This is a genomic window from Prevotella sp. P6B4 (assembly GCF_000619985.1).
Classification (GTDB): domain Bacteria; phylum Bacteroidota; class Bacteroidia; order Bacteroidales; family Bacteroidaceae; genus Prevotella.
Genome location: NZ_JHVE01000025.1, coordinates 1 through 20,127 on the forward strand (window position 1 = coordinate 1; position 20,127 = coordinate 20,127).

The window sequence follows — 20,127 nt, forward strand, 5'->3', positions numbered from 1 at the left end:
GTGCAGGTGTAAAGACGGTGACGTCAAAGCCGAGCACTACTAATTGCCCGAGATCTTTCGCTTCATGCTGATATTATCAGATGTAATCTAGTATCTGAAACAAACTTCTACGGAGGTTTCTTGTGTCGACAATGTCAATAACCTATATCAGGTGGTTATTGCAGTGGGGTCCCACCTCTTCCCATTCCGAACAGAGAAGTTAAGCCCACCTGCGCCGATGGTACTGCAATGCAATGCGGGAGAGTAGGAAGCCGCCGTCTTTTTTCGAAGAGAAGCCTCGGGAATACAATATTCTCGGGGCCTTTTCGTTTTATCTATGTATGCAGTGGACTGATAGAATCCGACAAACGCTAATTTGATTATTATAACTGTTCATTGCGCTTGTTTATGTAGATGGCTATACCGATAACGATAAGAATTATGACTATTATGATGTGTAATGTGTCCATAATGTAGTGACGTTAATTCGTCCCAATAGGTTCTTCTTGATTGCGTAATTTTGCCATTTCTAGGTTGATGAATTGATGGGTACGGAAAAATTCATTTAGTTCCAATTTTATATAGTCCTCAATGACAGGAATCTCTGGAATGAAGAGAATGGTTGATTTACAATGTATATTAACTGTTTTTGCATTCTCGTCTATGGTATATACTGTTATCACACTATTATTGAGATTAGCAGCGTTAATCACTTTCTTTAAACGTGCGAACTCGTCGATATCGTAGAGTTCAATTTGTGCCCAATGGGTATCCCATATCTGAATGAATCGCAAATCGTTTTTGGCGTTTGCGATAAAATGTTCGCCTTGATATGCAAAGAGAATGCGATCGTCTTCCTCGTTCTGTGCAAGTTCGTATTGACAGCCAATCTTGTTAAGAGTCTCTAAAAGTAGATCGCGCGTACCTTTTTGTTCCATATTATTATTTTTTTCTGTTATTGTTTGCAAAGATACTTTTTTTTTCTCAATAATCCGAGTTTTCTATTATTATTTGTTTATCTGTGTGAGAAAATCCATATAAATGTGGATTGCATGTATTCAAAGAATGCATTACCTTTGCACCCATGCAAAACAAACTGATTAATAAGTATAATAGCCCAGTGCCTCGTTACACCAGTTACCCGCCTGCAAACTACTTTACTAAGTTTGCGGAAGAAGAGTTTCTGTCGATGGTAGTTAAGTCGAATCTGGCACATCAGAATCAGATATCATTTTATCTGCATATCCCGTTTTGTCGTCATTTGTGTCACTATTGTGGCTGTAATTCTTATCCTCAGGCTAAACCAGAAGTAGTGAAGGCGTATGTAGACGCTCTTCATCATGAGATAGATATGGTAGCTTGCCATATTGACCATAATCGACAGATTTCACAGATTCACTATGGTGGTGGTAGTCCTACAACCCTTCCTATTCAGTTAATTCGTGAGTTGAACGAGCATCTGCTATCTATTGCACCAACCATAGAGAAACCTGAAATTGCCATTGAGTGTCATCCTGGCTATATGTCAGAAGGAGATTGGGTACAGTTGACGGAATGTGGTTTCACTCGCTATAGTTTAGGTGTTCAAGATTTGCATCCTGAGGTGCTTAATGTTGTAAACCGCCGTCCGTCATTACTGCCCGTTTCCCAGATACTTGATATTCTGCGCGCATCTGGTGCTACTGTGAATCTTGATTTTCTCTATGGCTTACCTTTGCAAACTGTTGAATCGTTCAGATCAACCATTGAGCAGGCTGCAGAGTGGCTACCAGATCGTCTTGTCACCTTCTCTTATGCACATCTGCCTCATTTGTTTCCCCGTCAGCAAGTATTGGATAAGGTTGGATTGCCTCTTTCTAGTGAAAAGGGACGTATGTACGAGGTGGCTTCCGAAGTATTGTTAGAGGCAGGCTATCAGCCAATTGGTCTTGATCATTTTGTGTTACCTGGGGATGAACTTGCTGTGGCCTTGAATCAGGGTCAGTTACATCGTAACTTTCAAGGGTACTGTACACGTCGCACTACTGCGCAGGTTTATGCCTTTGGTGTAACGGCCATAAGTCAGCTTGATGATGCCTATGCCCAGAATGGACGTAATATCAGTGAATATATTGAAAGTATTAAGGCTGGGCGGCTTTATGTTCAGAGAGGTTATCACCTTTCGGCTCAGGAAAAAATGGTGCGCGAAGTTATTGAGACTTTAATGTGTAACTATACGCTCAGTTGGAGCGATGTGGCTTTACGTCTGGGTGTTGGTGTGGGCGAATTGCGCGAGGCATGTGGTTACAAAGAACAGCAGCTCTTGGAAATGCAGACCGATGGATTGCTACGTTTCGATGCTGACCGTATCGAGGTAAACACTTATGGTAGGCCTTTTGTACGTTGCGTAGCTGCTGCCCTCGATCCCTTGATGGCACATACGGATAAGAAATACTCTAAACCAATTTAATATGCAAGAAACAGATATTGTCATTATAGGTGCTGGATTGACTGGACTTAGTACAGCCTTTAATTTGAAAAAAGCAGGTCGCGATGTGCTGGTACTCGAAAAACAGCAACGTATAGGTGGACAGATATGTACTTACATCGATGAAGGATTTACTTTCGAGAGCGGTCCCAATACAGGTGTGGTGTCATTTCCTGAAGTGACAGAATTATTCCAGGCATTGGCTAATGAGTGCCAGATGGAAACGGCACGTGAGTCTTCAAAGCGTCGATTGATTTGGAAAGGCAAACATTTTCATGCTTTGCCTTCAGGTCTGATTAGTGCGGTAACCACTCCGCTTTTCTCGTTGAAAGATAAGTTTCGTATTCTCGGTGAACCTTGGCGCAAGCAAGGGACTGATCCTGACGAGTCTATCGGTTCGTTGGCTCAGCGTCGTTTGGGACGTTCGTTCTTCGAATATGCTGTCGATCCCTTTATCTCAGGTGTCTATGCTGGTGATCCGATGAAGCTATGTACACGCTATGCCTTGCCTAAACTGTATAATCTTGAGGCCAATTATGGCAGTTTCGTACGTGGAGCAATGGCTAAGGTTAAGGAGCCAAAGACCGATCGCGATCGCATGGCTACTAAGAAGGTTTTTTCGGCTGTTGGTGGCCTGCAACATTTGGTGCAGGCGTTAGCGAAGAATGTGGAAATTGTAACTGGTGCTCAGGATATTCGTGTAAGGCCTGACGGCGAGGGAATGTGGAAGGTTAGCTATGCTGATACAGTTATCAGTTGTCATCATGTGGTGACTACTGTTGGCGCTTATGCTTTGCCTGATTTGTTGCCTTTTATTCCCCAAGAGCAACTTGAGCCTATCACTCGATTGTTCTATGCTCCCATCATTCAGGTTTGTGTGGGGGTTCGTGATGCTGGTGCCTTACGTCTGCCAGCTTTTGGTGGCTTGGTGCCCAGTAAGGAGGGAAAGCAGGTTCTTGGTATCCTGTTCCCGTCAGAGTGTTTCGAGGGGCGTGCACCAGAGGGGGGCGCACTCTATTCCTATTTTATGGGTGGTGCTCGGCATGCTGATTATCTACAGAAAAGCGACGATGAGATCCGTCAAATGGTGATTGATGCCTTCCACGAGATGTTGAAATATCCTTCAGACATAGAGCCGGACATGATTCGTATTTTCCGTCACGAGCATGCCATTCCCCAGTATTATGCTGATAGTGGTGAGCGTCTTCGAGCGGTTGCTGATCTTCAGCAGCGTTATCCAGGTTTGGTGCTGGCTGGAAATCTTCGTGATGGCATCGGTATGGGTAATCGCATTCATCAAGCAGCAGAGATAGCAGCAACGATATAAATAGGAAGGGCGGACATCTGTCTTTTGGAAAAAATAAGAGAGAGGACTGGTAAAAGCCAATCCTCTCTCTTTCTGAGCCTCTTGTCGGATTCGAACCAACGACCCCGAGATTACAAATCACGTGCTCTGGCCAACTGAGCTAAAGAGGCGGGTGGGTAAGCGATCTGTATCGCGCCGCTACGACCTAATACCCTTGCTGCGTTCCCACCCTGGGGGATTCAAAGGGAGCTGGCCGTACAGGACTTACCCATTTTAGCGGGTGCAAAGGTACATAAATTAATTAAGAATTAAGAATTGGGAATTAAGAAAATTGGGATTTTTAACTATTTTTTTAGAGAAAGGACCTGTTATATGCAGGAAAATGCGTAATTTTGCACCCTGAAAGTGGTAAATGTTAAAAGATGACTGCACCAGAATACATACAATTGAAGGCTTACGCCCGTCAGGATGGTTTCTTCCTGGCAATTCTTTGGATTGTTAGCTTTGCCAGCTATATCATTGGATTATCTAATCAGTTGTTGGCTATGGCTTCTTTGCTGATGGTAGTTTCGACTCCCTTTTTTGTTGCCAATCGTTTACGTAAGTTTCGTGATGAGGGTCGGGAAGGTGTTATCTCCTTTGGACGCAGCTATGCGTATACCATTTTTGTGTTTTTCTATGGTGCTATTTTGTTGGCTGTGGCTCAGTACCTCTATTTTGCTTATTTGGATGATGGCTATCTGGTTAACTCTTTTTCTAAGATGATGACCAGTGAAGAAGGTCGCACCATGCTTGAACAATATGGTATGACCAAAGTGATAGACGAAAGTCTGACAGAAATGGCAACCACTCGTCCTATCGATTATGCACTGAATGTTTTGACAATCAATATTTTGTTGGGTTTCATTTTTGGTGTACCCATTGGTTTGATCATGCAGAAAAAAAGATTGAAGATTGACGAATAGAAATACTTATGGATATATCAGTAGTTATACCTCTTTATAATGAGGATGAGTCTATTCCAGAACTTTATGCCTGGATAGAGCGTGTGATGAAAGCTAATAAATTCAGCTATGAGGTGATTTTTATCAATGATGGTTCTACTGACCGTTCGTGGGAGATCATTTCGGAGTTGAACAAGCAGCAACCTGATGTGGTGAAGGGCATCAAGTTCCGTAGAAACTACGGAAAGAGTCCTGCACTGTATTGTGGTTTTGAACAGGCTCAGGGCGATGTGGTAATTACCATGGATGCTGACCTTCAGGACTCGCCTGATGAAATCCCCGAGTTGTATCGAATGGTTAAGGAAGATGGTTACGACCTTGTTAGTGGCTACAAGCAGAAACGATATGATCCTATTTCGAAAACTATCCCCACCAAGTTGTTTAATGCAACAGCTCGCAAGATTAGTGGAATCAAGAATCTGCATGATTTTAACTGTGGTCTGAAGGCTTATCGTAAGGCTGTTGTGAAAAATATTGAGGTTTATGGCGAGATGCATCGTTATATCCCTTATCTGGCAAAGAATGCTGGATTCAACAAGATTGGTGAGAAAGTGGTGCAGCATCAGGCCCGTAAGTACGGCTCGTCAAAGTTCATGGGGTTAAACCGTTTTGTGAATGGCTATCTTGATTTGCTGACACTCTGGTTTCTGAGTACTTTTGGCAAGAAGCCGATGCATGTTTTCGGATTTTTGGGTACTGTGATGTTTTTTATCGGATTCGTAGCTGCTGTTTGGATAGGTGCAGATAAACTATTGTGCTTGGCTAATGGTGTCCCCCAGCGACTGGTAACTGATTCTCCCTTCTTCTACATTGCACTCACTATGATGCTAATGGGTACCCAGTTGTTCTTGACCGGATTCCTGGGCGATCTGATTAGCCGTTCGTCGAGTGGACGTAATGACTATCAAATAGAAGAGAAGATATGATGAAACGTCTTGTATATCTGTTCCTGATGGTGCTGATGACAGCTTGTTCATCCATCGATTGTCCCGTAAACAATACGGTTGCTACTTTGTATCAGATACGTAATAGCGACGGAACAGAGTTGAAACTTACAGACACAATGACCATTTCGACAGTTCGTGCTGACGAGAATAAAGTTGTACTTTATAATGGTCGCGACTCTATCATCCTTAATAAAGGTATTGGTATCAGCAAATTTACCTTGCCTATTAGCTACTCGCATCCTGAGGATGTGTTGCTGTTTCAGTTTGATAATAACGATACCGATTTGCATGTTACCGATACGGTATGGATTAAGAAGAATGATTATCCTCATTTCGAGTCTGTAGACTGCAATACCGCTTTTTTTCATACCTTGACAGATGTGAAATATACGTGTCATCATATCGACTCATTAGTGATTAATAACCCCTCAGTGACCTATGATTATCAGACGGTTCATTTCTACCTCTATCCTAAGAGCGGCAATTAGTTTTGTGGCGCTTTCGGCATCGGTGCCAGCTCAGGCTCAGAAGTTTTTCTCATTCCAGAAAGACTCTATTCCTATGTTTCGTGGATTTGCCGTTTCGTTTGATCTGGTGGGTGCTGGCATGATGGCATTCTCGGATTGCGGACAGTATGAGGGCGCTTTGCGTATCAATCTTCACGATGAGTGGTTCCCGATTATCGAGGCTGGTTTAGGCAGATCCAATCACGATGACGATGTAACTCATATCCACTATAGCACTTCGGCTCCCTATTTCAAAATAGGTGTAGATAAGAACTTGTTGAAGGATAAGCATGGAGTTAACCGATTATATGGTGGTTTGCGCTATGCTTTTACGTCATACAAAGTGGATATTTCGCGTGCAGATTTCCCTGATCCTGTATGGCTTTGGAATACTGGCTATGGGGTGAAGGATGCCCAGTGTAACCAGCATTGGCTGGAAGCTGTGATAGGAGTGGATGCAAAGATCTTTGGCCCTCTACATCTGGGGTGGAGTTTGCGATATAAGCGTCGTATAGCCCATAAGGAGGGCGATTTTGGCAATACGTGGTATGTGCCGGGATATGGTAATTTTGGTGATACCCGATTGGGAGGGACTTTCAATGTCATAATAGATATTTAGACTGATGCAGAAACAGGTAAACAAGAAACTGATGTGGCAGTTGCCTTTCTTGGTACTGCTTATTGTGGGTACGGTGCTGATTATCCGTCAGCAGCGCAATCTCCCTTATCAGAAAAGTGCTGACAAGGTGTTTGGTACTTTCTACCATGCTGTTTACCAGTGCGATTCTGACCTTACGTATAGTATTAATGCTGAACTGGCAAAGGTCGATCTGTCGTTATCGCCTTTCAATAAGCAGTCAATCATTACTGTTGTCAATCAGAATCAGGACGTGAAGCTTAACGATATGTTTCTGGATGTTTATCAGTTGGCGATGAAGATATCGAAGGAGACTGATGGCGCATTCGATATTACAGTGGCTCCTTTGGTTAATGCCTGGGGCTTTGGTTTCAAAAATGGTATTGAGCCTACTAAGGAGCAGGTGGACAGTCTGATGCAGATTGTCGGCTATCAGAAAGTGTCGCTTGAAAAAGGACGGATTCATAAGACTGACCCTCGTATTATGCTCGATTGCTCAGCTATAGCAAAGGGATATGGCACCGATGTGGTGGCCAGGTTGTTGCGTAGTAAGGGAATCAATAATTTTATGATTGAGATTGGTGGCGAAATTGTGACCAGTGGTGTGAACCCTGAGCAGAAGCCTTGGCGTGTGGGTATCTCGAAACCTGTAGAAGACCCTCAGGGTGTTGGTCAAGGCGTTCAAAGTATTATTGCTATTACAGATAAAGCGATGGCTACCAGTGGAAACTATCGTAACTTCTATTATAAGGATGGTAAGAGATATGCTCATACCATCGATCCCAAGACGGGATACCCCGTTCAGCATAGCATCCTCTCTGCAACGGTTTTTGCCAATAGTTGTGCCATGGCCGATGCCTATGCCACCTCGTTTATGGTGATGGGTGTGGAAAAAGCGCAGATGATTCTTAATGAGCACCCGGAACTAATGGCTTATCTGATCTATAGTGATCAGAATGGCAAGAATGCCGTTTGGTATTCTCCTTCGCTTAAAAATAAAATCCAGCAATAGTGTTATGGCTGTACTCCAGTTGTTCGACAAGTTGTTGCAATTCCCCTTGTTTCAAGGGATGAGTCGCGACGATCTGGAGATAGTGGCTGGACATACCCGTTTCGGATTTGTGAAACTGGGGGCTGGCAAGACTGTCGTCAAGTCGGGCGATGCGTGTCATCAGCTTCATTTCTTGATTAATGGCAGTTTGAAAGTTCGGACCTATGCCGACGACTATGGCTATTCGGTTGAGGAACAGATGGTTGCACCTCATATTCTTCAGCTTGAAGCTGTGTTTGGCTACTATCAACGTTATACCCACGATTTCATTGCTCAAACGGATGTGAATTTCATTACTATCGATAAGGAGGAGCTCGTGCGGTTGACGGAGGATTTTCTAGTGTTCCGTCTGAATATGATGAACCATTTTGCTACGCAAACCCAAAAACAGATGCGATTGCTTTGGAATCGTCCAGTTCCGTCGCTCGAAAACCGTATTATTCGTTTCTTGACTCAGCACGTCACTTATCCAGCAGGTCATAAGGTGTTTAGTATTCTGATGACTCGATTGGCAGAGGAAGTGAACGATAGTCGCCTCAATGTATCGCGTGTATTGAACGAGATGCAGCATCAGGGACTGATATCTCTGAGCAGGGGTAAGATCGAGATTCCACAGCTTGAAAGACTGCTCTATACCAAGTAGAGTCGGCTATTCTGGCTGTTTTAACTTTTTTAATGCATACTTTTAACAAAGTATCGGATTTTTGTCGTAACTTTGCAATCCAAAAGATGTTAGTATGAAGACGAACGAAAATATTGAGAGAACGAATCCGTTTTTCGAACCTTATAACACACCTCACAACACAGCTCCTTTCAATCGTATCCGCATGGAGGATTACGAAGAGGCTATGTTGGAGGGTATCCGCCGTGACGATGAGCAGATAGAGAAGATCATCAATAACCCTGCCAAACCTACTTTCGATAATACTATCATCAGTGTAGATGATGAGAAGGATAAGGATGGCTATTACGATTTGCTGGGGCGTGTGTCTACCGTGTTTTTTAATCTGCTCTCGGCTGAGACCAACGATGATATGGATGCGTTGGCTCAAAAGATGAGTCCTATTCTCACCAAGCATTCTAATGATATCCGACTGAATGAGCGCTTGTTCGAGCGTGTGAAATATGTGCATCAGCATCACCGCAAGCTGACGCCTGAGGAAAAGATGCTGCTTGACAACTGCTATGATGGTTTTGTACGTAGTGGAGCCCTGCTCGATGTTGCAGGTAAGGAGCGCTTGCGCCAACTTACCGAAGAGGCTTCTATGCTTAGTCTGCAGTTCTCACAGAATCTGTTGAAGGAGAACAAGGCTTTTACACTGCATATCACAGACGAGGCACAGCTTGACGGTCTGCCTGATACAGCCCGAGAGGCGGCTGCATTGGCGGCTAAGGAGCAGGATAAGAAAGGTTGGGTATTCACACTCGATTTCCCTTCGTATTCTCCTTTCATGACCTATTCAACTCAGCGCGAACTGCGCAAGCAGTTGTATATGGCTAAGAATACGGAGTGTATCCACGATAATACGGAGAATAACCTTGAGATTTGTAAGCGATTGGTCAATCTGCGTCGTGAGTTGGCTCAGTTATTAGGTCATAAGACCTATGCCGACTATGTGCTGAAGCACCGTATGGCCGGCAATGTGCGTAATGTGTATAAGTTGCTCAACGATCTGATAGCTGCCTATAAACCCACCGCTATCAAAGAGATTGAGGCCATCGAAAAAATGGCCCGAAAGCTGGAGGGTAAGGACTTTAAACTCGAGCCTTGGGATTTTTCATATTATTCGCATAAGTTGCAGCTCGAAAAGTATAACCTTGATGCAGAGATGCTGCGCCCTTATTTCGAATTGTCGAAGGTGATTGATGGCGTGTTCGGGCTGGCTAATCGTTTGTATGGCATCACCTTCAAGGAGAATAAGGAGATTCCTGTATATCATCCTGACGTGAAAGCCTACGAGGTGTTCGATGCCGATGGCTCGTTCCTTGCAGTCTTTTATGCCGACTTCCATCCCCGCAAGGGTAAGCAGGGTGGTGCCTGGATGACCGAATATCAAGGTCAGTGGAAAGAGCGCGTTGACTCGAAGAAACCCTTCGGTCCCGATAATATGAAGAATGTGCGTCCCCATGTCAGCGTGGTGATGAACCTTACTAAACCTACAGAGGACAAACCTGCACTGCTGACATTGGGTGAGGTGGAAACCTTCTTGCATGAGTTCGGCCATTCATTGCACGGCATGTTTGCCAACACACGCTTCGAGAGCCTGAGTGGCACCAATGTGTGGTGGGATTTCGTAGAACTGCCCTCTCAGTTTATGGAGAACTTTTCCATCGAGAAGGAGTTCCTCCGCACTTTTGCTTTCCATTATCAGACAGGCGAACCATTGCCCGATGAACTTATCGACCGTATCGTGAAGAGTCGTAACTTCAATGTGGCTTATGCTTGTATGCGTCAGGTTAGCTTTGGTCTGCTTGATATGGCCTACTATACTCAGAAGGATGAGTTTACTGCCGATATCATTCCTTTCGAAAAGAAGGCATGGGAGAAGGCTATGATACTGCCGCAATTGCCTGATACCTGTATGACAGTGCAGTTCTCGCACATCATGGCTGGTGGTTATGCTGCAGGCTATTATAGTTACAAATGGGCCGAGGTGCTCGATGCCGATGCCTTCAGCGTGTTCAAGAAGCATGGCATCTTCGATAAGAAGACTGCTGACAGCTTCCGTGAAAATATTCTTTCGAAAGGTGGCACGGAGAATCCGATGACATTATATAAACGGTTCAAGGGTGGCGAACCCACCATTGACGCATTACTGAAAAGAAATGGAATCAAACGACAAGCAAAGTAAACTGGACGTACGCTATCTGCGGATGGCGCGTATCTGGGCAGAGAATTCCTACTGCAAGCGTCGCCAGGTCGGCGCGTTGGTGGTTAAGGATAAGATGATCATCAGCGATGGTTATAATGGCACACCAAGTGGCTTCGAGAATGTTTGCGAGGACGACAGCAATGTGACCAAGCCTTATGTGCTCCATGCTGAGGCAAACGCCATCACCAAACTGGCCCGTAGCAACAACAATAGCGATGGTGCTACCATCTATATCACCGCTTCTCCTTGTATCGAGTGTGCTAAGTTGATTATCCAGGCAGGCATCAAACGTGTGGTCTATGGCGAGAAGTATCGTTTGACCGATGGTATCGAACTGTTGGAACGTGCTGGTATCGAGGTGATTTATATAGGATTAGATAACATTGAGTAATGAGTAAGAATAGAACCAATCGTTTCATGCCTTTGCTGATGGCCGTTTGCGTGGTTGTCGGCATAGTGATAGGCTCTTTTTATGCCAACCACTTTTCGGGCAATCGTTTGAATATCATCAATTCGAGTGGCAATAAGTTGAACAATCTGCTTCATCTTATCAACGATCAGTATGTTGATACCGTCAATATCAATGATCTGGTTGAAAAAGCCATGCCTCAGATTCTGGCGGAGTTGGACCCTCACTCAGTGTATATTTCTGCCCGCGATGGCGAAATAGCTAACGATGACTTACGTGGTTCGTTCTTCGGTATCGGTATCGAGTTCACCATTCGTCAGGATACTATCCGTGTACAGAATGTGATTGGCAATGGTCCTGCAGAGCGTGCCGGCGTGTTGGCTGGTGATAAGATTGTGGAGGTGGATGACTCTGCCTTTGTAGGAAAGAAAGTTACTAACGAGGAGGCGATGCACCGCTTGAAGGGACCTAAGGATACCAAGGTCAAGTTGGGTATTATCCGTTATGGCGAGAACAAGATTCATCATATCACCATCACTCGTGGTGAGATTCCTACCAAGAGCGTTACCGCTTGCTATATGCTCGACACGGAGTGCGGTTACATCAAGATCCGTAACTTTGGCGAGAATACTTACCCAGAGCTGTTGATTGCGCTTGCCAAACTGTCGCAGCAGAACTTTAGCAATCTGGTGATCGACTTGCGTGGCAATACAGGTGGCTATCTGGAGTCGGCCGTGCAGATTGCCAATGAATTCCTGTCTCGTGGTCAGTTGATTGTCTATACACAGGGTCGTGCCTTCCATCGTCAGGACTATCGTGCTGATGGTCGAGGCTCTTACCAGCGTATTCCTTTGGTAGTTCTGGTCGACGAGAGCTCTGCATCAGCCTCTGAGATCTTGGCTGGTGCCATCCAGGATAACGATCGTGGAACCATTATTGGTCGTCGCTCGTTTGGTAAGGGATTGGTACAGAAACCTATTGAGTTCAGCGATCACTCCATGATCCGTCTCACCATTGCCCGCTACTACACACCTTCTGGACGTTGTATCCAGAAGCCTTATAACAACGGCAATCATTATGACGACGATTGGTTGACACGTTATCAGCATGGTGAGTTCTTCTCGAAGGACAGTATTAAGAATACCGGACCGGAATACCATACCAACAATGGTCGTATTGTCTATGGCGGTGGTGGTATCACTCCCGATATCTTTATTCCGGAGGATACACTTGGTGTCACCTCATACTATAAAGAGGCTGCCATGTCGGGCTTGATTCTGCAGTTCGCCTTCACCTATACCGATGAGAACCGCGCCAAGCTCAGCGCTTTGAAGAGTGTGAAAGAGATGGAAACCTATTTGAAGCGTCAGAATGTGTTGGAGAAGTTTGTGGTATATGCTGATAAGAACGGTCTGAAGCGTCGCAATCTGATGATTCAGAAATCTCAGAAGCTGCTGGAGCGTTTCGTTGTGAGCCGTATCATTTACAATATCCACAACGAGCAGTCGTGGACAGAGTATCTGAATCAGGATGATCCTGTAATTCTGGAAACGCTTCGTCTGTTCCACGAAGAGGGCGCTTTCCCTAAGAAGCCAGTGGCGCCGGTCAAAGGAAAACAAGTGGCAAAGATAGCTGATGATCGCTCTTTGAGACTCCGTAGCACATTTATAGCTTATGCTTAAGAGCGAGCTCAGAACATTAGTGCGTCAATACAAACGACAGTTCACTCAGCAACAACTGTGTGGGCTGTCGTTGCCCATTATAGACCGCATCAAGCCGTTGCTCCGTGAGGCCCATACCATTGTGGCCTATTATTCGTTGGCAGACGAGGTTGATACCCATCGCTTCATTGATGAACTTCTGGCTGCAGGTAAAACTGTTTATCTGCCTCGGGTGGTGAGTGCCGAGGAGATGGTGCTTTGTCGTTATACGGGTGCCGATAGTTTGCGTCAGGGTGCTTACGGTATTATGGAACCGATTGGCGAGCCGATGCCTGCCGACGAGTCTATTGATGTGATATTGGTGCCTGGAATGGCGTTCGATGCCCAAGGTCATCGGTTGGGTAGGGGAAAGGGGTACTACGACAGGTTCTTGGGTTCGTTATCTCAGCCTTGCCCTCAACTCATTGGTGTTTGTTTCGATTTCCAGAAAGTGGAAATTGTACCCACAGAGCCATGCGACGTGTCTGTCGACGTGGTGATTTAATTAAACTTGATGTCAACAATGATCTGAGTGCCTACATGGGCATTCAGTTTTTTCACCAGTTCGCTGCGCATCATCGACAGGTCGGCTCTCAGAGCAGGATTTGTGATGTGTACGAATAGTGTCTGGTTCCTGATAACCAAGCCGTCGGTATAGCTGGTTATCATCTGGCCCACCACTTCGCTCCATGAGTCAATCAGCCGCTTCTGTAGCAGAGGCGTCTCCAGTCCCTGATTTCTCAGATTCTTCAGAATCAGGTCTTTGATATTGTGTACGTCGCGTTTAAACATCTTTCTTGATTTCTTCTATTTCACCGTTGTCAACATGGAAAATCTTATAGTCGAGGCTAGATCGGCTGAGAATCAGATCCAGATGGTCGCGGTTGGTATCGGTAATGAAAATCTGTCCGAATTCATCACCTGCCACCAGTTTCACGATTTGTTCCACACGCTGCGCATCCAACTTGTCGAAGATGTCATCGAGTAGCAGCAGTGGTGTGGTTTTCGAGTTGGTGCGCTTCAGGAAGTCGAACTGTGCCAGCTTCAGGGCGATGACAAAGGTCTTGTTCTGTCCTTGGCTGCCTTCGCGCTTCATCAGATGCCCATCAAGGGTTATTTCCAGGTCGTCGCGGTGCACGCCATGTAGCGAGTAGCCGATGGCGCGGTCCTTGAATCGGTCACGCTGTATCACCTCCAATAGCGGACCTCGCTGACAATGCGAGATGTAGTTCAGACCTACCTGCTCTCTGTTTTCAGCAATCGTGTCGTGGATACGTTGGAAAACCGGTGTCAGTTCTTCAACAAATGCCTTTCGACTTTGGTATATGCGCTCGCCCTCTGTGGCCATCTGTTCTTCAAACAGACTGATCACATCAATGTTGGGCTCTTCTTCCTGTTTCAGCATGGCATTTCGCTGTTGCAGGGCTTTGTTATAGCGGTTCATTGCCTCCATGTAGCCATGGTCGTACTGCGCTATCACCATGTCCATCAGTCGGCGTCGCTCCTCGCTTCCTCCCTCAATGAGCAGGGTGTCTGAGGGTGCTACCACCACAATCGGTATCAGTCCGATATGTTCCGACAGTCGGCGGTATTCTTTTTTATTGCGTTTGAAATGTTTTTTTACGCCGCGCTTCATGCCACAATAGATGTGGAGGTCGTTCTCGTATGAGCCCTCCAGCACAAAGAATTCGGCTCCATGTCTGATTACCTGTGAGTCGATGGGGTTATTAGCCGAATGGCAGAATGACAGATAGTAAATGGCATCGAGCACATTGGTTTTTCCCACGCCGTTCTGCCCGATCAGGCAGTTGATTTTGGGTGAGAATTCCAAGGTGGCCTCTGCGATGTTTTTGTAGTTGATGACCGATAACTTTTCTAGAATCATAGTGCAAAGGTAGCGTTTTTTGAGCATTGATGGCACGGATTAACACAGATTAATAAATATTTTCCCTGAAAATATGTAAAATATGTGGCTTTTTTAGTAACTTTGCACCCGATTTTTGGAAATTTAAATATAAATATTATAATGGCAAATACAACAAATCAACAGCAGGCCGCCCAGACAGCTGAGCAGAGCCTGAATCAGAGTGAGGCTTTCTTCGTAAAGTACAAGAAGGCCATTGGTGCTGCAGTAGTAGCAATTGTATTAATCATCACAGGTACAGTCCTCTACGTGACCTATGTAAGCGGTCCTAACGAGGTGAAGGCAAGCACCGCCATTGCTAAGGGCCAGGAGCTCTTCATGGCAGGCGAGTATCAGAAGGCTTTGACTGGCGATAGCGCTAATTTCAAGGGCTTCGTGAAGTTGGCTGATGAGTACAGTTCTACAGATGCTGGTAACCTGGCTAACCTCTATGCCGGCCTTTGCAGCGCAAAGCTCAATAAGTGGGAAGATGCTGCTAAGTACCTCGAGGAGTTCGATGGTGCCGACGATCAGATGATTTCTCCTGCTGCCGAGGGTGCTTTAGGTAATGTATATGCTCACCTGAACCAGCTCGACAAGGCTGTTTCTCACCTGAAGAAGGCTGCTGAGAAGGCCGACAATAACTCTCTGTCTCCTACCTTCCTGATTCAGGCTGGTGAGATTCTCGAGAGCCAAGGTAAGAACGATGAGGCTCTGAAGTTGTATCAGGAGGTGAAGGAGAAGTACTTCAACTCAATGGCTTACCAGACCATCGATGGTTATATTGAGCGTGTTTCAGCAAAATAAAAAACATGGCTACTAAAAACTTATCGGAATACGATATTACCACAGTGCCCGATGCTTCGAATATGATTTTCGGAGTGGTAGTGGCAGAGTGGAATCCCGAAATAACTGGCGCCCTGCTTGACGGATGTGTTAGCACACTCGAAAAGCATGGCGCTTTGCCTGAAAACATCCATGTGAAGACCGTTCCTGGCAGTTTCGAACTGATCTATGGTGCTCACCAGATGACACTTAACGATGGTTACGATGCTGTAATCGTGCTGGGTAGTGTGATCCGTGGCGAGACACCGCATTTCGACTATATCTGTCAGGGCGTAACTGAAGGTATTGCCCGTATGAATGCCACGAGCAATATTCCTGTGATCTACGGCTTGCTTACCACCAACGATAAGCAGCAGGCGCTCGACCGTGCAGGCGGCCGTCTGGGCAACAAGGGTGATGAGTGCGCTGTAGTAGCCATCAAGATGGCAAAATTCTAACACAGCTACGGCTAATTTCTAATTATAACTATGGTATTATGAAAAAAGTATTTATTCTACTCTTTTGCTTGAGCTTAGGCTTTAGCAATGTAAGCGCACAAGAGACCAAGAAAAGTGAGTTGCATCAGCGTGCTGAGAGCGAGTTGGCAAAGGGAAGCGTGGCAGGTGCCCGTTTCAATTTCATCCGTGCTTTCGAAGAGTATGCCAAGGCTGGCCAGTTAAAGGCCGGTATGGAGTGTGCTACTCGTGGTGCGGCCATGTACTATAGGGATAACTTTTGGAAAGAGGCTTTCGATTTGCTGCGTCGTGCCGATCAGGAGATTGATATCCGCACAAAGGATTCCAAGCAGCGTGCTGCGCTCCACTATATCATCACCAAGGAGCGCCTGGTCATGTATATCAAGCTGCGTAAGAGCGACAGTGCCAAGGACCAGATTGGTATCATGGAGAATCAGGTGACCTATGCTGCTGATGAGGCTTTGAAGAACGACCTGCTATATAATAAAGCGGTGTACCACTATTCGTTCGGACAGAATGCCCAGGGCAATGCCGTATTCCAGGAGATGGCCAGCAAGCTGACCGCTTCGAAGCAGTACGACAAGGTTGACGGCGTATATCAGACGCTCATTGCCAATGCCCGTCGTAGTGGCAATGCCAATATGGTGGCTCAGTCGTACAGCAACTATCTGGCATGGAAGGATTCGGTTAACAATCTGAAACTTGCCGACGAGACAGGTGCTCTGAAGAAGCAGATTGCCGACAACGAGGCAAAGATTGACGATCAGGCCAGCTCGCTCACAGCGCGCCAGGCTATCATCGTGGGTCTCTGCATCCTCGCTGCTGCGCTTGCTGCCGCTTTGGTGCTGGGTGGCATCGTGCTGATGCGCTTCATCCTGCTCACCCGCAACCAGAAGAAGACCATCCGTCTGGCTAATGATAACAATGCGCTGAAGGCTAAGTTCATCAGCAATATCTCGGCTCAGCTCAATCCTACGCTCCACAAGCTCGATGCAAAGATCCCTGAGGTGAAGGCCTTGCTCGATTTCTCCGAGCACATTGCCACCCTCTCAAATCTGGAGAACTCGATGGATGAGGCGGTAGCTGCCGAGGATGTTCAGATTACCCCGTTCTGCGAGTCGCTGGCTCAGGAGGTTAAGCCTAAGTTGAAGAAGGGCGTGGCCTTGAAGGTCAATGTGCCCAATCTGAGCGTCAGCATGAACAAGGAGTATGTATCGCATATCCTGCTCCATCTGCTGAATAATGCAGTGATCTATGTTCCTGAGGATGGTACCATCAGTCTGGAGTACAAGAAGCGTGGTGCTCACGTGCACCAGTTCCTGGTATCCAATACGGGTGAGCCTATCCCCGAGGATAAGCGCGACGATGTGTTCAAACCATTCACCGAGGTGAAGGACTTTACTGAGGGCGACGGTCTCGGCCTGCCAATCTGTAAGCAGATGGCACTGAAGATGAAGGGCGACCTCGATATCGATCCCGAGTTCACCAAGGGTACACGTTTCGTGCTGTTGTTACATTCTTAAGCAAACAACTACACCTTTTATAACTTTACAGTTGATATGTCCACCAGCCCATTGACTATTGCATAGATGGTCAATCCGGCTGGTGAATGTATTTGAAGCTTGCGGGCTATGTTGCGGCGGTGTGTAATCACCGTATTGATCGAGATACACAGATGATCGGCTATCTCCTTGTTCGACATACCCTGTACCAGCGAAATAATCACGTCTTTCTCGCGGTCGCTCAGTGCGTCAGGATTCTGTGCCTGGGCGTTACCGAATACCATGCCTGAAATGTTGCGGCTCACATCCTGCTGCTTGGTGATCTGTTCCAGTCGGCGGATGGCGGGCACAAAGATATGGTCCTCCACGTCGGCGTGCTGGCGCAGCCATACCTCGTTCTCGTAGATGTCGTGGAGGGTGGCTGTCAGCTGGTTGTTGTGCAGTCCGTCTTGCGGCAGATATTTGATGATGAGCAGTTTCAGCTCGCGCAGTTTCTTGTCGGCGGCACCGTGGTGCTTCGAGAAGGTCTCTACATTGTAATCATTGGCAGGCTCACCGTCAATCAGCTGTTGTACGTAGGGGAACAGGGTTTTCTGTTCGTACTGCATGTGTCGGCGTATCTCGTGGGCATACTCATCGTAGAATTTGAGGATGAGTCGGCCCAGCGAGTCGTTCTCGTCGAGGCTCTCAGCCAGCTCTCTACGGATATAAGGTAGCTGAAACTCCAGAAAATAGGCGTGGCTGGCCTCCAGATAGTGGAGCAGGGTGGGCACACTGAGTTGCTCGTCGGCCTCAAACTCGCCGTAGCCGTTGATGGTGTAGTTCACCACAGCCAGGAAGGTGTAGGTGTCTACATCATTATCCTCGCAGGTCTCGCGCACGGTCTTGTCGCCAAAACCTAAGTTGATGCCAAAGCTGCCCAGACTCTGTAACAGGTCGTAGTTGTCGCGGATCAGCGATATCATTTTGTCGTCCGCCTCGTACATTTTCTGATTCTTCATTTTCTTCTATCTACCTATTAATGATTACGGGTGCAAAATTACGACATATTTTTGATTTCTGCAATAATCACAATTGGGTATTTTCTACACTCTTTGTGGTGATTTAGCGCTTTTTTAACGCTATTTCATTATTTTTAGGTATTGTGTAATTGTGCGAATCGCTCTACCTTTGCAGCCAAAATTGGAAAATTGAGTTAGTAATGAATAAGTTTGTTAAGTTTTCAATGTGCTGCATGGCGGTGGTTTGTGCCACCGATGCCATGGCACAGGTTAATGCTGCCGACAGCGTGATGCAGCACGCCAAGGGCAACAAGTTGAGCGTGGGTGGCTACGGCGAGGTAGCTTACTCACGTAATTTCTTTAGCGACCATGTGAGCCGTTACAGTCAGCCCGAGGCTCATAAGAACGATCCCAGCCACGGGCGTTTCGATATCCCCCATGCCGTGATTTATCTGGGCTACGACTTCGGTAAGGGCTGGTCGTTCGGTACCGAGGTTGAGTTCGAGCATGGCGGTGCCGGCCTGGCCTACGAGAAGGAAGACGAGGAAGGCGGCGAATGGGAACAGGAGACCGAGAAGGGCGGCGAGGTAGAGCTGGAGCAGTTCTGGATTCAGAAAACCTTTTCGCGCGCAGCCAACCTGCGTTTCGGCCATATCGTGGTGCCCGTGGGTCTGAACAATGCCCACCACGAGCCTCTGAACTTCTTCACCGTGTATCGTCCTGAGGGCGAGAACACCATCATGCCCAGCACGTGGCACCAGACAGGTGTGTCGTTCTTCGGCCGCTATAAGTCGTTCCGCTACGAGGCGCAGCTGCTGGCTGGCCTGAATGCCGACAATTTCACGAATGTGAACTGGATCAAGAAGGGGGCAGCCAACCCGCTGGAGTTCGAGGTGGCTAATAAGTATGGTGTGGCCCTGCGTATCGACAACTATGCGGTGCGTGGTCTGCGTTTGGGCCTGAGCGGCTATTATGGCGAGAGCATCGGCAATAGCTATCCCCGCAATGCCAATGGCGTGGATGCCGAGTATAAGGGGCAGGTGCTGATTGGTGCCTTCGACTTCACCTACGACGACCACAACTGGATTGTGCGCGGCCAGGCCGACTATGGCTATCTGGGCGATGCCGAGCAGCTGAAGTATGTGTATAACCGCACAAATAAGAAGTCGCCCTACCACCATTCTGCTTTCGTGAGCAAGAATGCCTATGCCGTGGGTATCGAGGCCGGCTACGATGTGTTCTCGCAGATCAGCTGTATGCGTGCCGATGAGCAGAAGCTCTACGTGTTCGGCCGCTACGAGCAGTACAACCCCTATGCCAGCAACACCAAGAGTACTGCCTACGACTATACCGAGGTGAAGCGTATGGCCTTTGGTGTGAACTACTATCCTGTGCCCGAGATTGCCATCAAGGCCGAGTATTCGCACCGTCTGCTGAAGAGTCTGTACAACGACGAGCCTTCTGTCAGCATCGGTGTCACCTACGAGGGCTTCTTCATGTAAACTAATCAATAATTATAAATAGGTATTTAAGAAACTGAT

Annotated in this window: 20 protein-coding genes, 1 tRNA gene and 1 rRNA gene; 17 read left to right on the forward strand and 5 right to left on the reverse strand. The window is 46.7% G+C overall.

Features of this window, described 5'->3' with window-relative positions; genetic code table 11:
• Positions 1-147: 147 nt before the first annotated feature.
• Positions 148-260, forward strand: a 5S ribosomal RNA gene (gene rrf / locus T491_RS0113665).
• A 201-nt stretch (positions 261-461) separates the two neighbouring features.
• Here rrf and T491_RS16660 read toward each other — a convergent pair.
• A complete protein-coding gene (locus tag T491_RS16660; protein ID WP_051523171.1) occupies positions 462-917 on the reverse strand; it encodes a hypothetical protein in 456 nt (151 codons plus the stop codon).
• Positions 918-1,063: 146 nt separating this feature from the next.
• Between T491_RS16660 and hemN the strand changes: the two genes are divergently transcribed.
• The gene (gene hemN / locus T491_RS0113675) at positions 1,064-2,428 is read left to right on the forward strand and encodes an oxygen-independent coproporphyrinogen III oxidase (RefSeq protein WP_028904380.1); all 1,365 of its coding nucleotides are present in this window, start codon (positions 1,064-1,066) and stop codon (positions 2,426-2,428) included.
• 1 nt (position 2,429) lies between these two features.
• Entirely contained in the window at positions 2,430-3,773 is a 1,344-nt protein-coding gene (hemG, locus tag T491_RS0113680; protein ID WP_028904381.1) for a protoporphyrinogen oxidase, read from the forward strand.
• Positions 3,774-3,848: 75 nt separating this feature from the next.
• On the opposite strand, the gene T491_RS0113685 is transcribed toward hemG, so the two are convergent.
• Positions 3,849-3,922, reverse strand: a tRNA-Thr gene (locus T491_RS0113685).
• 252 nt (positions 3,923-4,174) lie between these two features.
• On the opposite strand from T491_RS0113685, the gene T491_RS0113690 reads away from it, so the two are divergent.
• The 10 genes from T491_RS0113690 to T491_RS0113735 all read left to right on the forward strand — a co-directional run bounded on the left by T491_RS0113690 (position 4,175) and on the right by T491_RS0113735 (position 13,384).
• A complete protein-coding gene (locus tag T491_RS0113690; RefSeq protein WP_028904382.1) occupies positions 4,175-4,717 on the forward strand; it encodes a DUF4199 domain-containing protein in 543 nt (180 codons plus the stop codon).
• 8 nt (positions 4,718-4,725) lie between these two features.
• Positions 4,726-5,682 carry a glycosyltransferase family 2 protein gene (locus tag T491_RS0113695; RefSeq protein ID WP_028904383.1) on the forward strand — a complete coding sequence of 319 codons (957 nt, stop codon included), beginning with the start codon at positions 4,726-4,728 and terminating at the stop codon, positions 5,680-5,682.
• Positions 5,679-6,191, forward strand: coding sequence for a DUF6452 family protein (locus T491_RS0113700; protein ID WP_051523172.1), 513 nt, complete (start codon positions 5,679-5,681; stop codon positions 6,189-6,191). Before T491_RS0113695 ends, T491_RS0113700 begins: the two co-directional genes overlap by 4 nt.
• A complete protein-coding gene (locus T491_RS0113705; RefSeq protein WP_036916152.1) occupies positions 6,142-6,828 on the forward strand; it encodes a DUF6048 family protein in 687 nt (228 codons plus the stop codon). Before T491_RS0113700 ends, T491_RS0113705 begins: the two co-directional genes overlap by 50 nt.
• A gap of 4 nt (positions 6,829-6,832) precedes the next feature.
• Positions 6,833-7,858 carry an FAD:protein FMN transferase gene (locus T491_RS0113710; protein ID WP_028904386.1) on the forward strand — a complete coding sequence of 342 codons (1,026 nt, stop codon included), beginning with the start codon at positions 6,833-6,835 and terminating at the stop codon, positions 7,856-7,858.
• Between the two features lie 4 nt (positions 7,859-7,862).
• On the forward strand, positions 7,863-8,540 hold the full coding sequence (locus tag T491_RS0113715; RefSeq protein ID WP_028904387.1) for a Crp/Fnr family transcriptional regulator: 678 nt from the start codon (positions 7,863-7,865) through the stop codon (positions 8,538-8,540).
• A 94-nt stretch (positions 8,541-8,634) separates the two neighbouring features.
• Entirely contained in the window at positions 8,635-10,749 is a 2,115-nt protein-coding gene (locus T491_RS0113720) for a M3 family metallopeptidase (protein WP_028904388.1), read from the forward strand.
• Positions 10,724-11,161, forward strand: coding sequence for a dCMP deaminase family protein (locus T491_RS0113725; protein WP_033147231.1), 438 nt, complete (start codon positions 10,724-10,726; stop codon positions 11,159-11,161). Before T491_RS0113720 ends, T491_RS0113725 begins: the two co-directional genes overlap by 26 nt.
• Positions 11,161-12,861, forward strand: a complete 1,701-nt coding sequence (locus T491_RS0113730) for a S41 family peptidase (protein WP_028904390.1) — start codon at positions 11,161-11,163, stop codon at positions 12,859-12,861. The genes T491_RS0113725 and T491_RS0113730 overlap by 1 nt, the downstream gene beginning before the upstream one ends.
• A complete protein-coding gene (locus T491_RS0113735; RefSeq protein ID WP_028904391.1) occupies positions 12,854-13,384 on the forward strand; it encodes a 5-formyltetrahydrofolate cyclo-ligase in 531 nt (176 codons plus the stop codon). The genes T491_RS0113730 and T491_RS0113735 overlap by 8 nt, the downstream gene beginning before the upstream one ends.
• On the opposite strand, the gene T491_RS0113740 is transcribed toward T491_RS0113735, so the two are convergent.
• Both T491_RS0113740 and T491_RS0113745 read right to left on the reverse strand, forming a co-directional pair.
• Complete coding sequence (locus tag T491_RS0113740) at positions 13,381-13,671, reverse strand: DUF721 domain-containing protein (protein WP_028904392.1); 291 nt, start codon at positions 13,669-13,671, stop codon at positions 13,381-13,383. The genes T491_RS0113735 and T491_RS0113740 overlap by 4 nt on opposite strands.
• A complete protein-coding gene (locus T491_RS0113745) occupies positions 13,664-14,764 on the reverse strand; it encodes a DNA replication/repair protein RecF (RefSeq protein ID WP_028904393.1) in 1,101 nt (366 codons plus the stop codon). The genes T491_RS0113740 and T491_RS0113745 overlap by 8 nt, the downstream gene beginning before the upstream one ends.
• Positions 14,765-14,905: 141 nt before the next feature.
• Here T491_RS0113745 and T491_RS0113750 point away from each other — a divergent pair, with 141 nt between their 5' ends.
• The 3 genes from T491_RS0113750 to T491_RS0113760 are packed head-to-tail and all read left to right on the forward strand — an operon-like array spanning position 14,906 to position 17,606.
• Positions 14,906-15,589, forward strand: a complete 684-nt coding sequence (locus tag T491_RS0113750; RefSeq protein ID WP_028904394.1) for a tetratricopeptide repeat protein — start codon at positions 14,906-14,908, stop codon at positions 15,587-15,589.
• Between the two features lie 5 nt (positions 15,590-15,594).
• Positions 15,595-16,065, forward strand: coding sequence for a 6,7-dimethyl-8-ribityllumazine synthase (gene ribH / locus T491_RS0113755; RefSeq protein ID WP_028904395.1), 471 nt, complete (start codon positions 15,595-15,597; stop codon positions 16,063-16,065).
• A 38-nt stretch (positions 16,066-16,103) separates the two neighbouring features.
• On the forward strand, positions 16,104-17,606 hold the full coding sequence (locus tag T491_RS0113760; RefSeq protein ID WP_028904396.1) for a HAMP domain-containing sensor histidine kinase: 1,503 nt from the start codon (positions 16,104-16,106) through the stop codon (positions 17,604-17,606).
• 17 nt (positions 17,607-17,623) lie between these two features.
• Here T491_RS0113760 and T491_RS0113765 read toward each other — a convergent pair whose 3' ends face one another.
• Positions 17,624-18,586: a LuxR C-terminal-related transcriptional regulator gene (locus tag T491_RS0113765; protein ID WP_028904397.1), complete on the reverse strand. Its 963-nt coding sequence runs from the start codon at positions 18,584-18,586 to the stop codon at positions 17,624-17,626.
• Positions 18,587-18,786: 200 nt separating this feature from the next.
• On the opposite strand from T491_RS0113765, the gene T491_RS0113770 reads away from it, so the two are divergent.
• Positions 18,787-20,088, forward strand: a complete 1,302-nt coding sequence (locus tag T491_RS0113770; RefSeq protein WP_028904398.1) for a hypothetical protein — start codon at positions 18,787-18,789, stop codon at positions 20,086-20,088.
• The last annotated feature ends 39 nt before the right edge of the window (positions 20,089-20,127 follow it).

Excerpts from the sequence above, each read along its gene's own strand:
- T491_RS16660 (WP_051523171.1), bottom strand. The coding sequence starts at position 917 with ATGGAACAAAAAGGTACGCGCGATCTACTTTTAGAGACTCTTAACAAG.
- hemN (WP_028904380.1), top strand. The coding sequence starts at position 1,064 with ATGCAAAACAAACTGATTAATAAGTATAATAGCCCAGTGCCTCGTTAC.
- hemG (WP_028904381.1), top strand. The coding sequence starts at position 2,430 with ATGCAAGAAACAGATATTGTCATTATAGGTGCTGGATTGACTGGACTT.
- T491_RS0113690 (WP_028904382.1), top strand. The coding sequence starts at position 4,175 with ATGACTGCACCAGAATACATACAATTGAAGGCTTACGCCCGTCAGGAT.
- T491_RS0113695 (WP_028904383.1), top strand. The coding sequence starts at position 4,726 with ATGGATATATCAGTAGTTATACCTCTTTATAATGAGGATGAGTCTATT.
- T491_RS0113700 (WP_051523172.1), top strand. The coding sequence starts at position 5,679 with ATGATGAAACGTCTTGTATATCTGTTCCTGATGGTGCTGATGACAGCT.
- T491_RS0113705 (WP_036916152.1), top strand. The coding sequence starts at position 6,142 with ATGATTATCAGACGGTTCATTTCTACCTCTATCCTAAGAGCGGCAATT.
- T491_RS0113710 (WP_028904386.1), top strand. The coding sequence starts at position 6,833 with ATGCAGAAACAGGTAAACAAGAAACTGATGTGGCAGTTGCCTTTCTTG.
- T491_RS0113715 (WP_028904387.1), top strand. The coding sequence starts at position 7,863 with ATGGCTGTACTCCAGTTGTTCGACAAGTTGTTGCAATTCCCCTTGTTT.
- T491_RS0113720 (WP_028904388.1), top strand. The coding sequence starts at position 8,635 with ATGAAGACGAACGAAAATATTGAGAGAACGAATCCGTTTTTCGAACCT.
- T491_RS0113725 (WP_033147231.1), top strand. The coding sequence starts at position 10,724 with ATGGAATCAAACGACAAGCAAAGTAAACTGGACGTACGCTATCTGCGG.
- T491_RS0113730 (WP_028904390.1), top strand. The coding sequence starts at position 11,161 with ATGAGTAAGAATAGAACCAATCGTTTCATGCCTTTGCTGATGGCCGTT.
- T491_RS0113735 (WP_028904391.1), top strand. The coding sequence starts at position 12,854 with ATGCTTAAGAGCGAGCTCAGAACATTAGTGCGTCAATACAAACGACAG.
- T491_RS0113740 (WP_028904392.1), bottom strand. The coding sequence starts at position 13,671 with ATGTTTAAACGCGACGTACACAATATCAAAGACCTGATTCTGAAGAAT.
- T491_RS0113745 (WP_028904393.1), bottom strand. The coding sequence starts at position 14,764 with ATGATTCTAGAAAAGTTATCGGTCATCAACTACAAAAACATCGCAGAG.
- T491_RS0113750 (WP_028904394.1), top strand. The coding sequence starts at position 14,906 with ATGGCAAATACAACAAATCAACAGCAGGCCGCCCAGACAGCTGAGCAG.
- ribH (WP_028904395.1), top strand. The coding sequence starts at position 15,595 with ATGGCTACTAAAAACTTATCGGAATACGATATTACCACAGTGCCCGAT.
- T491_RS0113760 (WP_028904396.1), top strand. The coding sequence starts at position 16,104 with ATGAAAAAAGTATTTATTCTACTCTTTTGCTTGAGCTTAGGCTTTAGC.
- T491_RS0113765 (WP_028904397.1), bottom strand. The coding sequence starts at position 18,586 with ATGAAGAATCAGAAAATGTACGAGGCGGACGACAAAATGATATCGCTG.
- T491_RS0113770 (WP_028904398.1), top strand. The coding sequence starts at position 18,787 with ATGAATAAGTTTGTTAAGTTTTCAATGTGCTGCATGGCGGTGGTTTGT.